Annotated in this window: 15 protein-coding genes; 7 read left to right on the top strand and 8 right to left on the bottom strand. The window is 71.3% G+C overall.

The genetic code is table 11. The features are described from left to right. Positions 1-52 precede the first annotated feature (52 nt). Positions 53-1,135 carry a DUF3866 family protein gene (locus tag C1A38_RS23160; RefSeq protein ID WP_502696950.1) on the top strand — a complete coding sequence of 361 codons (1,083 nt, stop codon included), beginning with the start codon at positions 53-55 and terminating at the stop codon, positions 1,133-1,135. A gap of 74 nt (positions 1,136-1,209) precedes the next feature. On the opposite strand, the gene C1A38_RS23155 is transcribed toward C1A38_RS23160, so the two are convergent. The 4 genes from C1A38_RS23155 to rfbA form a co-directional block, all read right to left on the bottom strand. Continuing rightward, positions 1,210-1,395 carry a hypothetical protein gene (locus tag C1A38_RS23155; RefSeq protein ID WP_102659841.1) on the bottom strand — a complete coding sequence of 62 codons (186 nt, stop codon included), beginning with the start codon at positions 1,393-1,395 and terminating at the stop codon, positions 1,210-1,212. Between the two features lie 54 nt (positions 1,396-1,449). Beyond that, on the bottom strand, positions 1,450-2,808 hold the full coding sequence (gene pafA / locus C1A38_RS23150; RefSeq protein ID WP_102659840.1) for a Pup--protein ligase: 1,359 nt from the start codon (positions 2,806-2,808) through the stop codon (positions 1,450-1,452). A 71-nt stretch (positions 2,809-2,879) separates the two neighbouring features. Next, entirely contained in the window at positions 2,880-3,494 is a 615-nt protein-coding gene (locus C1A38_RS23145) for a dTDP-4-dehydrorhamnose 3,5-epimerase family protein (protein ID WP_102659839.1), read from the bottom strand. After that, complete coding sequence (gene rfbA / locus C1A38_RS23140) at positions 3,491-4,390, bottom strand: glucose-1-phosphate thymidylyltransferase RfbA (RefSeq protein WP_102659838.1); 900 nt, start codon at positions 4,388-4,390, stop codon at positions 3,491-3,493. The genes C1A38_RS23145 and rfbA overlap by 4 nt, the downstream gene beginning before the upstream one ends. An 86-nt stretch (positions 4,391-4,476) precedes the next feature. Here rfbA and rfbB point away from each other — a divergent pair, with 86 nt between their 5' ends. Genes rfbB through C1A38_RS23110 form a run of 6 tightly spaced genes read left to right on the top strand, consistent with a single transcriptional unit; the run spans position 4,477 to position 9,756 of the window. Beyond that, entirely contained in the window at positions 4,477-5,478 is a 1,002-nt protein-coding gene (rfbB, locus tag C1A38_RS23135; protein ID WP_102659837.1) for a dTDP-glucose 4,6-dehydratase, read from the top strand. After that, entirely contained in the window at positions 5,475-6,359 is an 885-nt protein-coding gene (rfbD, locus tag C1A38_RS23130; RefSeq protein ID WP_102659846.1) for a dTDP-4-dehydrorhamnose reductase, read from the top strand. The genes rfbB and rfbD overlap by 4 nt, the downstream gene beginning before the upstream one ends. Then, complete coding sequence (locus C1A38_RS23125) at positions 6,356-6,736, top strand: DUF2304 domain-containing protein (RefSeq protein WP_102659845.1); 381 nt, start codon at positions 6,356-6,358, stop codon at positions 6,734-6,736. The genes rfbD and C1A38_RS23125 overlap by 4 nt, the downstream gene beginning before the upstream one ends. Then, complete coding sequence (locus tag C1A38_RS23120) at positions 6,729-7,430, top strand: glycosyltransferase family 2 protein (protein ID WP_102659836.1); 702 nt, start codon at positions 6,729-6,731, stop codon at positions 7,428-7,430. The genes C1A38_RS23125 and C1A38_RS23120 overlap by 8 nt, the downstream gene beginning before the upstream one ends. Then, complete coding sequence (locus C1A38_RS23115; protein ID WP_102659835.1) at positions 7,427-8,731, top strand: lipopolysaccharide biosynthesis protein; 1,305 nt, start codon at positions 7,427-7,429, stop codon at positions 8,729-8,731. The genes C1A38_RS23120 and C1A38_RS23115 overlap by 4 nt, the downstream gene beginning before the upstream one ends. Beyond that, positions 8,728-9,756 (top strand): glycosyltransferase family 2 protein, encoded by a 1,029-nt coding sequence (locus tag C1A38_RS23110; protein WP_102659834.1) that lies wholly within the window; start codon positions 8,728-8,730, stop codon positions 9,754-9,756. Before C1A38_RS23115 ends, C1A38_RS23110 begins: the two co-directional genes overlap by 4 nt. Positions 9,757-9,987: 231 nt before the next feature. Here C1A38_RS23110 and prcA read toward each other — a convergent pair whose 3' ends face one another. From prcA to C1A38_RS23090, 4 genes are all read right to left on the bottom strand, one after another. Then, positions 9,988-10,818: a proteasome subunit alpha gene (prcA, locus tag C1A38_RS23105; protein WP_102659833.1), complete on the bottom strand. Its 831-nt coding sequence runs from the start codon at positions 10,816-10,818 to the stop codon at positions 9,988-9,990. Between the two features lie 64 nt (positions 10,819-10,882). Next, positions 10,883-11,722, bottom strand: coding sequence for a proteasome subunit beta (gene prcB / locus C1A38_RS23100; protein ID WP_199180297.1), 840 nt, complete (start codon positions 11,720-11,722; stop codon positions 10,883-10,885). Continuing rightward, positions 11,641-12,291 (bottom strand): endonuclease VII domain-containing protein, encoded by a 651-nt coding sequence (locus C1A38_RS23095; RefSeq protein ID WP_233196978.1) that lies wholly within the window; start codon positions 12,289-12,291, stop codon positions 11,641-11,643. The genes prcB and C1A38_RS23095 overlap by 82 nt, the downstream gene beginning before the upstream one ends. Before the next feature lie 26 nt (positions 12,292-12,317). Next, positions 12,318-12,533: a ubiquitin-like protein Pup gene (locus C1A38_RS23090; protein WP_092380345.1), complete on the bottom strand. Its 216-nt coding sequence runs from the start codon at positions 12,531-12,533 to the stop codon at positions 12,318-12,320. Positions 12,534-12,640 lie beyond the last annotated feature (107 nt).

The following is a 12,640-nucleotide window of genomic DNA, read 5'->3' as shown; positions in this document are numbered from 1 at the left end:
CGGGGCGGACCAGCCCTGGGCGAGTTGCCAGGAGATCCCCGTCTCGTCGCAGGTGGGGACGGTGGCGGGGGTACGGCGGCGGTGGGTGGGTGCCGTGGAGCTGGATGTCACGCTCGTCGACGGGACGTCGATGCGGGCGTTGGCGTACCCGGAGCTGGTGGGCGTGCCGGAGGTGGGCGACCGGGTGCTGCTCAACGCCGGGGCGCTGCTGATGGGGTTGGGCACCGGCGGGTACGCCCTGGTCGTGGCGGTACCGGACCGGCTGCCGCCGGATCCGCCGCAGGCGCTCGACAGTCGCGACGCCGGCCATCTGGTGAAAGCCCGGTACACCCCGTTGCAGCCGATCCTGCTCGGCGTCGACGAGGAGGCGTCACCGCATCACGAGGTGCTGGCCACCGCCGAGGATCTGGACGGCCTGCCGGTGGTGACCGCCGACCTGCACTCGGCGCTGCCGGCCATCCTCGCCGGCATCCGCGCTGACGCCCCGCAGGCCCGGGTGGCGTACCTGCTCACCGACGGTGGGGCGCTGCCCGCCTGGTTCTCCCGGACGCTGTCCGCCCTGCGCGACGAGTTGGTCGGCACGATCAGCGTCGGGCAGGCGTTCGGCGGTGACCTGGAAGCGTCGACGCTGCACAGCGGCCTGCTCGCCGCCCGGCACGTGCTGCACGCCGACGTGGCGGTGGTGGCGCAGGGCCCGGGAAACCTCGGCACCGGTACCCGGTGGGGTTTCTCCGGCGTGGCGGTGGGTGAGGCGGTCAACGCGGTCGCCACGCTGGGCGGCCGGCCGGTGGGCTCGCTGCGCATCTCCGACGCCGACCCGCGGCCGAGGCACCGTGGCGTGTCGCATCACAGCCTGACCGCGTACGGCCGGGTGGCGCTGGCCCGCGCGGAGCTGGTGGTTCCCGACGGTCTGGACCCGGCGCTGGCCGCCGAGGTCGACGCCGCGCTGGTGCCGCTCGCCGACCGGCACACCGTGCTGCGGGTGGACACCGCCGGGTTGGACGCCGCGTTGCGGCGCAGTCCGGTGCCGCTGTCGACGATGGGCCGCGGGCTCGACGCCGATCACGCCTACTTCCTGGCCGCCGCCGCGGCCGGTCGGCACGCCGCCCGCCTGCTCGGCAGCGGCACAGCCTGAGCTGACCGGGCGTACGCGTTAAAAGGGGGCCCCTGCTCTACCGCAGGCGTTAACAAGGTGCCCTTCCTTACGCCTCAGGCGAGGATGATCAAGGCGAGCCAGGCGCCGACGATCAGTGCCAGCGCTGCCGCCAGCACCCAGGTCGGGACGGTGTGCTCGCCTCGGCGATTGCGCTCGATCTCGGCGCGGACCTTGTCGCGGCGGCGTTCGAGCCAGCCCTGCCGCTGGGCGCCGGGGGTGGGAGGTTCGGAAGGCAACATGGTCCGGCCAGCGTACCCGGGCCCGTCCGGAGCGGACGGGCCCGGTGCAGCCGGTCACATGCTGGCGATCAGCCGCTCGACCCGCTCGTCGTACGCCCGGAACGGGTCCTTGCAGAGCACGGTGCGCTGCGCCTGGTCGTTGAGCTTCAGGTGCACCCAGTCGACGGTGAAGTCCCGCCGCTTCTCCTGGGCGTGCCGGATGAACTCCCCACGCAGCCGCGCCCGGGTGGTCTGCGGCGGCGTCTCCTTCGCCTCGAAGATCTCCGGGTCCGTGGCCACCCGATCCACGTCGCCGCGCCGTTCCAACAGGGCGTAGAGGCCCCGACCCCGGCGCAGGTCGTGGTAGGCAAGGTCCATCTGCGCCACCCGGGCGTGCGACAGCGGCAGGTCGTGCTTGCGCTGGTAGCGCTCGATCAGCCGCAGCTTGGTCACCCAGTCGATCTCCCGGGAGACCGGTTCCAGGTCGCCGGTCTCCACCGCCCGCAGCACCCGGCCCCACAGCTCGACCACCCGCTTGGCGGTCTGGTCGCCGCCGCGGCGCTCGACGAACTCGGTCGCCTTGGCCAGGTATTCCTGCTGGATCTCCAGGGCGCTGATCTCCTTGCCCGAGGCCAGTCGCACCTTCCGCCGGCCGGTGATGTCGTGCGACACCTCCCGGATGGCCCGGATCGGGTTCTCCAGGGTGAGGTCGCGCATCACCACCCCGGCCTCGATCATCCGCAGCACGATGTCGGCGCTGCCGACCTTCAGCAGCGTGGTGACCTCGTTCATGTTGGAGTCGCCGACGATGACGTGCAGCCGGCGGTACCGCTCGGCGTCGGCGTGCGGCTCGTCGCGGGTGTTGATGATCGGACGGCTGCGGGTGGTGGCCGAGGAGACCCCCTCCCAGATGTGCTCGGCGCGCTGCGACAGGCAGTACACCGCGCCGCGTGGAGTCTGCAGCACCTTGCCCGCACCACAGATCAACTGCCGGGTGACCAGGAACGGGATCAACACGTCGGCCAGCCGGCCGAACTCCCCGTGCCGGGAGACCAGGTAGTTCTCGTGGCAGCCGTACGAGTTGCCGGCCGAGTCGGTGTTGTTCTTGAACAGGTAGATCTCGCCCGCGATGCCCTCGTCGTGCAGCCGCTTCTCCGCGTCGATGAGCAGCCCCTCCAGGATGCGCTCACCGGCCCGGTCATGGGCCACCAGGTCGATGACGGAGTCGCATTCCGGGGTGGCGTACTCCGGGTGCGAGCCGACGTCCAGGTAGAGCCGAGCGCCGTTACGCAGGAAGACGTTGCTCGACCGGCCCCAGGACACGACCCGGCGGAAGAGGTACCGGGCTACCTCGTCGGGGGACAGCCTGCGCTGTCCGCGGTAGGTGCAGGTGACGCCGTACTCGGTCTCCAGACCGAAGATTCGCCGTTCCATGATGAGACATTAGCCGTACGGAGCCCCGATTCGTCACTGTCGTGACACGTACGCTTGCCGCATTCGCGACGTCAGCACCCGCCGGGCGTCTCGGCGTCCAGCTCGGCGGCGTGCCGTCGGCACGTTTCGTACTCCGGCAGCAGCCCTGCCGCGCGCACCTGGGCCAGGCGCGGCGCGGCGGCGTCGCGGGCGGACAGCAGCGGTGTGCCGGTCGGCCACTCGATGCCCAGCTCCTCGTCCAGCGGGTGCACCGCATGTTCGGCCGTCGGGTTGTAGGTGGTCGAGCAGAGGTAGCTCAGGGTGGCGTCGTCGGTCAGCGCGCAGAAGCCGTGGCCGAGCCCTTCGGCGAGGTAGACCGCCCGCCGGTCCACGTCGTCGAGGCGCACGCTCTCCCACTGGCCGAAGGTGGGCGAGCCGACCCGCAGGTCCACCACCACGTCCAGGACCGCGCCGCGCACACACGTCACGTACTTCGCCTGGCCGGGTGGCACGTCGGCGAAGTGGATGCCGCGCACCACGTGGCGGGCGGAAACCGACAGGTTGCCCTGGGCCAGCCGCAGCGGATGACCGACCTCCTCGGCGAGCCGGTCGAAGCGGTACCACTCCAGGAAGAGTCCTCGGGAGTCACCGTGCTGCTGTGGCGTGATCTCCCAGGCGCCCTCGATGCCCAACTGTCGCAGCTTCATCGCACCTCTCCCGGGCTGATCAGCTCGTGGCGCTCACCGGCGAGCAGGTCGAGCAGGTAGTCGCCGTACCCGCTCTTGGTCAGCGGCTCGGCCAGGGCCCGCAACTGGTCGTCGTCGATGAGCCCGGCCCGCCAGACGACCTCCTCGATACAGCCGATCTTCATACCCTGCCGTTCCTCGATCACCCGGACGAACTCGGCGGCCTGCATCAGCGAGGTGAAGGTGCCGGTGTCCAGCCACGCGGTACCCCGGTCCAGGACGGTCACCGACAGCTCACCCCAGCGGCGGTACGCCTCGTTGACCGCGGTGATCTCCAACTCGCCACGGTTGCTGGGAGTGAGGCCACGCGCGATCTCCACCACCCGGTTGTCGTAGAAGTACAGGCCGGGCACCGCGTACCGGGATCGGGGCTTGTCCGGCTTCTCCTCGATCGACAGCACCCGGCCGTCCGGGGCGAAGTGCACCACCCCGTACTCCTGCGGGTTCGCCACCGGATAGGCGAAGATCCGTCCGCCGACCGGGTCACCGGCGGCGGCGAGCTGTCGACCGAGACCGACGCCGTGGAAGATGTTGTCGCCGAGGATCAGCGCCACGCTCTCGTCGCCGATGAAGTCCGCGCCGAGCACGAACGCCTGGGCGATGCCCTCCGGCCGGGGCTGGGCGACGTACTCCAGCCGCAGCCCGAACTGGCTGCCGTCGCCGAGCAGGCGCCGGAACTGCGCCTGCTCCTCCGGCGTGGTGATCACCAGGATCTCGCGCACCCCGGACATCACCAGAGTGGAGAGCGGGTAGTAGATCATCGGCTTGTCGAAGACCGGCATCAGCTGCTTCGACACCGCCCGGGTGATCGGCCAGAGCCGCGATCCGGTCCCACCGGCAAGCAATATTCCACGCACCCGGGGAGCGTACCGACAGCTCGGGCAACCGGCACGCGGGCGCGAGCGCAGGCGAATGCGGGCGTTTCGCGTAGACTTCCGGACCCGTGAGGATCCTGGTCACCGGCGGCGCCGGCTTCATCGGTTCGGAGTACGTGCGCATGCTGCTGGGCGCGCCCGGAGGCAGCGCCGAGGGGGTGCCCCCGATCCAGCCGTCCCGGGTGACGGTGCTCGACGCGCTCACCTACTCGGGCAACCGAGCCAACCTCGCGCCGGTGGCCGACGACCCCCGATTGGAATTCGTCCACGGTGACATCCGTCACGCCGAGGTTGTCGACGAGGTCGTCGCGGGGCAAGACGTCATCGTGCATTTCGCCGCCGAGTCGCACGTCGACCGTTCGATCTCCGGCGCCGGGCCGTTCGTCTGCACCAACGTGCTGGGCACGCAGACGCTGCTCGACGCCGCGCTGCGGCACGGGGTGCGTCGGTTCGTGCACGTCTCCACCGACGAGGTGTACGGCTCGATCGCCGAGGGCTCGTGGACCGAGGACTGGCCGTTGGCGCCGAACTCGCCGTACTCGGCCTCGAAGGCCGGCTCCGACCTGCTCGCCCTGGCCTACCACCGCACCCACGGCATGGACGTGGTGGTGACCCGCTGCTCCAACAACTACGGCCCCTACCAGTACCCGGAGAAGGTCATTCCGCTGTTCGTGACCAACCTGCTCGACGGCCGCACCGTGCCGCTGTACGGCGACGGCGGCAACGTGCGGGACTGGCTGCACGTGCACGACCACTGTCGGGGCGTGGCAATGGTCCAGCAGGGCGGACGAGCCGGCGAGGTCTATCACATCGGCGGCGGCACAGAGTTGACCAACAAGGAGCTGACCGGCCGGCTGCTGCAAGCCTGCGGCGCAGACTGGGACCGGGTCACCCTGGTCGCCGACCGCAAGGGCCACGACCGCCGCTACTCGCTGGACATCAGCAAGATCAGCAAGGAGCTCGGGTACGCGCCCACCGTCGGTCTCGACGACGGGCTCGCCAGCACCGTCGACTGGTACCGCGACAACCGCTCCTGGTGGGAGCCGCTGCGGAAGGCGGCGGCCGCATGAGATTCCTGGTGACCGGTGCCGGCGGGATGCTCGGGCGGGACGCCGTCGAGGTGCTCGCCGGTCATCCCGAACACACGGCGACGGCCGTCACCCGCACCCAGCTCGACGTCACCGACGCGACCGCCGTCGCCGACGCGGTGGCCGGTCACGACGTGGTGCTCAACGCCGCCGCGTGGACCGACGTCGACCGGGCCGAGCAGGACGAGGCGGCGGCGACCGCGGTCAACGGTGCCGCCGTGGCCCACCTCGCCACCGCCTGCGCCGCGCACGGCGCGTACCTGCTGCACGTCTCCACCGACTACGTCTTCGCCGGTGACGCCGACACCCCCTACCCGGAGGACGCGCCGACAGCCCCGGTCAACGCGTACGGTCGCAGCAAGCTCGCCGGAGAACAGGCCGTGCGCCGGCTGCTGCCCGACCGCGGCCACGTGGTGCGCACCGCCTGGCTGTACGGCACCCACGGCCGCAACTTCGTCACCACCATGCTCGGCCTGGCGCAACAGCGCGACTTCCTCGACGTCGTCGACGACCAGCGCGGCCAACCCACCTGGTCGTACGCGCTGGCGGAGCAGTTGGTCAGGCTCGCCGAGGCGGCCCGGGACGGTCGGGCCCGGCCCGGCGTCTGGCACGGCACCTGCTCCGGCGAGACCACCTGGTACGGCCTGGCCCGGGCGGTGTTCGCCCTGCACGGGCTCGACCCCGACCGGATCCGACCCACCACCAGCAGTCGGTTTCCGCGTCCGGCACCGCGACCGGCGTACAGTGTGCTGCGGCACGGCCGATGGGCCGAAGCCGGCCTGTCCCCCCTGCCGGACTGGCACACCACGCTCACCGAAGCGTTCACCCCCGCCGCTCCACCCTCCCCGTGGAAGGTCGCATGAAGCTCACCCTGGTCACCGGCCTGACCGGACTCGTCCTGCTGGCCACGATCGTCGAGCTGTTGCGCCGGCGGCAACTGCGGGAGAAGTACGGCATGCTCTGGCTCGGGCTGCTGTTCGTGGTGATCCCGCTGTCGCTGTTCCCCCGACTGCTCGACGGCGTCGCCGACCTGGTCGGCGTCGCCTCCGGCGTCAGTCTGGTGCTCTTCCTCGGCATCGTCTTCCTCCTGCTGGTCTGCATCCACCTCAGCTGGGAGGTCAGCGCCCTGGAGGAGGAGACCCGGACGCTGGCCGAGGAGTTCGCCCTGCTCCGTGCCGAGGTCGAGGCCGACCGGGCGGAACGGACGCAGCAGCAGGAACTGGTGGGCCGCGATGGTTAACGGCAAACGACTGCTCGTCATCATCCCGGCGCTCAACGAGGCCGGCTCGATCGCCGACGTGGTCCGCGAGATCCGGGGCGAACTGCCCGGCGTGGACGTGCTTGTCGTCGACGACGGATCGGCCGACCGTACGGCCGCCGTCGCCGTCGCCGCCGGTGCCCGCGTCGCCCGGCTGCCGTACAACCTCGGTGTCGGCGGGGCGATGCGGCTGGGCTACCGCTACGCCCACGACCACGACTACGACGTCGCGGTGCAGATCGACGCCGACGGGCAGCACGACCCCCGGTACGTGCCGAAGCTGGTGGACCTGCTCGACGACTACGACCTGGTCATCGGGGCCCGGTTCGCCGGGGAGGGCGACTACGCCGTACGCGGGCCGCGCCGCTGGGCGATGGGCATGCTGTCGATGGTGCTGTCCGGCCTGGCCGGCACCACCCTGACCGACACCACCTCCGGGTTCCGCGCCGCCAACCGCCGCATGATCGAGATGTTCGCCCGCTGGTACCCGGCGGAGTACCTCGGCGACACGGTCGAGACGCTCGTGCACGCCGCCCGCCGCGGCTACCGCATCCAGCAGGTCCCGGTGGCGATGCGGCGGCGGATGGCCGGCACCCCCAGCCACTCCCCCGCCAAGGCGATGATCTACCTCGGGCGGGCGCTGGCGGTCCTCACCCTGGCGCTCATCCGCCGGTGATCCGCCGACTGCTCCGCCTCGTCCCACCCGGCACCGTCCCCGTCGGGGCCGGGCTGGCCCTGGTGGGGCTGGCCTCGTACGTGCATCTCGCCGTGGCCGGGCACACCCTCACTCCCGGTGACTACTCGTCGCTGTCGGTGCTCTGGTCGATCGTCTTCACCGTCGGCATCGGCGTGTTCCTGCCGGTCGAGCAGGAGGTCGCCCGGCTGGTCGCCGCCCGGCGTACCCGCGACCTGCCACCGGGGCCGGTGCTGGCGCGGGGCGCGACCGTCGCCGCCGCCGTGCTCACCCTGCTCGTCCTGGCCGTCACCGCCGCCACGGACACCCTCGCCGAACGCCTCTTCGACGGCGACCGCGCCATGGTGGCCACCCTGGTCGGCGCGCTTGTCGCCCTGGCGCTGGCGCACACCACCCGTGGGGTGCTCGCCGGGCTGGGCCAGTTCACCTGGTACGGCAGCCAACTCGGGCTCGACGGCGGGCTGCGCATCGGCGGGGTCGCCGCCCTCGCCGCAGCCGGAGTCGACTCTCCTGTGGCGTACGCCCTCGTGCTGGTCGCCGCGCCGCTGCTGGCGGTCGCCCTCACCGCCCCGCCGGTGGCTCGCGCCGTCGGGGGTGGGACGCCGATGCCCTGGCCGCCGCTGCTGCGCGGACTGGCACTGCTCACCGTCTCCAGCCTGTTGTCGCAGGTCGTGGTCAACGTCGGTGTGATCAACGTACGGCTGCTGGCCCCGGACGACGTCGCCACCGCCGGCGCGCTGCTGTCGGCGCTGGTGCTGGTCCGCATCCCGCTGTTCGTCTTCGGCTCGATGCAGGCCGCGCTGCTGCCCGGCCTGTCCACCGCCGCCGCCACCGACGACGAGGCGGCCTTCGGCGGTCTGCTGCGACGCGCCCTGGCGGTCGTCACCGCCCTGGGCGTCGGTGGCGGTGTGCTGACCGTGCTGCTCGGGCCGTGGCTCGTACACGCCCTCTTCGACGCGCCTGCGGTCCTCGGCCGCGGCGACTTCGCCTGGCTCGCCGTGGCCACCCTGGCGTACCTGTGGGCGATGGTGCTCGGCCAGGCGCTGCTGGCCCGCGACCGGCACCGCGCCCAGGCGGCAGCCTGGACCCTCGGCGTCGCCGCGCTGGCCGCCGCGACCCTGGCCCCGCTGTCCGTCGCCCTGCGGGTCGAACTCGGCTACACCGTGGGCTCGGTGGTGGTCACCGCCGTCATGCTCGCCCTGCTGCGCCGCCGTCGTCAGTCCGACCCGAACCCACCCGTCGCGGTCACGTTGCCCGCGACCGCTCCCGGAGGTGTCCGATGAGCCCGGCCCGAGTGACCGCGGTGATGCTCGCCTACGGCCCCGAACCCTGGCTGGTCGACGCCGCGCAGGCGGTGCTGGCCAGCACCGGCGTCGACGTGGAACTCATCGTCGTCGACAACGGATGCACCAGCGACGGCATCGACGTGGTCAAGGGCCTGCCCGGCGTACGGGTGATCCGCCCGGAGCAGAACACCGGATTCTCCGGCGGCTGCAACCTCGGTGCCGCCGAGGCCGGCGGCGACTGGCTGGCCTTCGTCAACTCCGACGCGGTGGTCGCCCCCGACGCGCTCGCCAAGGTCACCGCGGTGGCCGCCGAGCCCGGCGTGGGCGCCGCGATGGCCTCCATCCGGCTCGCCGACAACCCCGAACTGATCAACACCTCCGGCAACCCGCTGCACTTCACCGGCCTGTCCTGGGCCGGCGGCAACGGCGAGCCGGCCACCGCCCACGCGCGCCGCACCGCCGTACCGTCGCTCAGCGGCTGCTGCTTCATGATCAGCCGGGAACGCTGGGAGGAGTTGGGCGGCTTCGCCGCCGAGTACTTCGCCTACCACGAGGACACCGAACTCAGCCTCCGGCTGTGGCAACGTGGCCTACGGCTGGAGTACGTGCCCGACGCGGTGGTCCGCCACCACTACGAGTTCTCCCGCAACGCCCTCAAGCTCTACCTGGTAGAACGCAACCGGCTGATCACCCTGCTCACCGCGTACCAGGGACGGACCCTGGCGCTGCTGGCGCCGATGCTGCTGCTCACCGAGGCCGCCATGCTCGCCGCGGCCCTCGCCGGCGGTTGGGGCCGGCAGAAGGTACGCGGCTGGTCCTGGCTGTGGCGGCACCGCAACTGGGTACGCACCCGCCGCCGCCAACTCCAGTCCGAACGCACGGTCGGCGACGGCGCCCTCGCCCACCTGATCACCGCCCGGGTGGCACCGTCGAACGTGGACGCCCCACCCGGCATGGGCGTGTTCAACGCGATCGCCGCCGCCTGGTGGGCCCTGGTCCGCCCCCTGCTCGCCCGCCCCTGACCCAGCCCGGCCCACCCCGGCCCGCTCACCCTCGAGCCGGCGCAGTCCGTGCATCAGCGCGCGGAGGGCCGAGTCGAAACTCGTGGAGGATCGGGTCGGGCGTACGCCATCTCGGTGGGTGTTGCGCCGGGCAGGTGGGCCGACAACGGATGCGGCGCTCGGCAGCGGAAAGCTGCCGAGCGCCGCGCAGAACGTGGTCGGGCCGAGTCGGGTCGGCCGGACCGGGTGGGGTCAGGCTTCGGACGGGTTGCCGGGCTTGTCCTCCAGGTCAGCCGAGCCCGCCGAGGTGGTCGGCTTGTGGGCCTCCTCGGTCGGCGTGGTCGGGGTCTTCGCCCGGTCCTCGTCGGCGGCCTCACCCGCCGCGCTGCCGTCGAGCAGCGCGGTCAGCGCCGCGCCGGTGATCCGCCGGAAGGTACGCCCCACCCGGCTGCGGTCCAGGACCGCCACCTCCAGCTGGTTGGCGGCGATCGTCCGGGCGGCACCACCCTCACCACCGACGCTGCTCAGCGCCTGCACTGCCACCTTCACCGCGTCGCCGAGCGACATGTCCGGCCGGTGGTGCGACTTCAGCACCCCGGCGATCGCCTCGGACTGGCCACCCATCGCCATCCGGCCGGGCTCGTCGTTGACCGAACCGTCGTAGGTGAGCCGGTACAGCGAGTCCTCCTCCGGCGTGGCCCCCACCTCGGCCACACAGATCTCCACCTCGAACGGCTTCGATTGCTCGGTGAAGATGGCACCGAGGGTCTGCGCGTACGCGTTGGCCAGGGCCAGACCGGTGACGTCGCGCCGGTCGTAGCTGAGACCGTTCAGGTCGGCCATCCGCACCCCGGCGCGGCGCAGGTTCTCGAACTCGTTGTACTTGCCGACCGCGGCGAACCCGATGCGGTCGTAGATCTCACTGACCTTGTGCAGGGTGCTGGAGAGATTCTCCGCAACGAAGAGGACCCCACCGGCGTAGCTCAGGACCACCGCGCTGCGGCCCCGGGCGATGCCCTTGCGGGCCAGCTCGGAACGGTCGCGCATGATCTGTTCGGGCGAGGCGTAGAACTGCATGGCCACGGCGGCGGCTCTCCTTCAGGCGCTGTGCTGGGCAACTGCGATCAGGTGGGATTGCGGGACCGGCTCAGCCGCCCGGGTTTTCCATCCGGCCGGCGACGACGCTCTCGGCGATCGCCGACGTCTCCGCGTCGGTCAGCCGGTGCGTCCCCTCCGCCGTCGCGGTCATCACCACCGGGTAGATCCGCCGGGTCAGGTCCGGGCCACCGGTGGCGGTGTCGTCGTCGGCGGCGTCGTAGAGCGCCTCCACCGCCAGCCGCACCGCGTCGTTGATCGACAGGCCGGCCCGGAACCGCTTCTTCAACGCCGACCGGGCGAACAGCGAACCCGAGCCGATCGCGTCGTAGCCGGTCTCCTCGTAGGGGCCGCCGGTGACGTCGAAGCTGAAGATCCGACCGGCCCGGGCCGGGTCCTTGGCGGCCAGGTCGAACCCGGCGAACAGCGGGATCACCGCCAGCCCCTGCATCGCGGCACCGAGGTTGCCCCGGATCATCGAGGCGAGGCGATTGGCCTTGCCGTCGAGCGAGAGCATGGCGCCCTCGATCTTCTCGTAGTGCTCCAGCTCCACCTGGAACAGTCGCATCAGCTCGATGCCGATGCCGGCGGTGCCGGCGATGCCCACCAGCGAGTACGCGTCGGCCGGGTGCACCTTCTCGATGTCCCGCTGGGCGATCAGGTTGCCCATGGTGGCCCGCCGGTCGCCGGCCATCACGACGCCACCGGCTGCGGAGATGGCCACGATCGTGGTGGCGTGTGGGGCCAGGTCGGCGGCCATACCCGGGGGCAGCGGCCGGCGGCCGGGCAGCATCTCGGGGGCCACCTTGCTCAGAAACGACGTGAAGGAGGACGTCCCCGCGTTGGTGAACACATCTGGTAGACGCCCGGATGGATCAAAACCCGCTGCCACGTGGTTCCTCTCAGATACGTGATGGCCCTGGCCAGCCTCGTAGGACTGTCACGGAACTGGCCAAGACCACCGTTGCAGTTGAAGCAGAGTATCCCGCGCACCCACCCGGTGGCATGATCGTGGTCCACATGTTCCGGATCGGGGTCACCGCACACCCCGCAAACCCCACCCTGCTCGGCCAACAGCTCGTCGAACTCCGCCTGCCCGATGCCGTAGCGACGCCGCAGGTGGTACTCGCGGGTCCCACCGTAGAGCCGCTGAGCGGTCTCCTTGCCTCGCGCGTTGTGGCAGGGCTTGCAGTAGCTGTGCCGGCCGCTGGCCTTCCGGCTGGTGCTCGGAAAATCGTCCAGCGACTTGATCCGCTCGCAGTCGGGACACCACTTCAGGCCCTGTCCCACCGGTACCGCCGATCGTCGCGCCGGAGCAACGCCACGCTTGCGTCGGCTGGCCTCCGACCGGGTGGTCGCGCACGCCTTGCAGTAATAGGCAAGACCGTCCACACGGCGGCGGTTACGGTGAAACTCCGTTCGCGGCAACGAACGCTGGCACTGCGGGCAGGTCTTGTCCATCCCAGGCGGAGAGTCGGACATATGCCTCACTCTCCCCCTTTCTGGACATACCCCCTCACGAACTCTTCGGCGTTCTCCTCAAGGACGGAGTCGATCTCGTCGAGCAGGTCGTCGACGTCCTCGGTGATCTCGGCGTGCCGCTCGGCGACCTCCGGGTTCGCCTCGACGGTGACGTCCTCGACCTCTTCGCCCTGGCGGGACTTGCCCGACTGCGACTGACCGCCGCTGTCACGAGTGGCCACTGTTGCCTCCTCCACGATCTCCCTGCGATGAACTTACCTCGCGGGAGCGACGAATCACTCACACGCGCCGGTACGGAAACCGCACGCGGCGACAACCGACCACCGGC

The sequence above is a fragment of the Verrucosispora sp. ts21 genome, from assembly GCF_002879555.1.
In the GTDB taxonomy this organism is placed as follows: Bacteria; Actinomycetota; Actinomycetes; order Mycobacteriales; family Micromonosporaceae; genus Micromonospora; species Micromonospora gifhornensis.
This window is presented reverse-complemented; position numbering and strand designations above follow the sequence as displayed.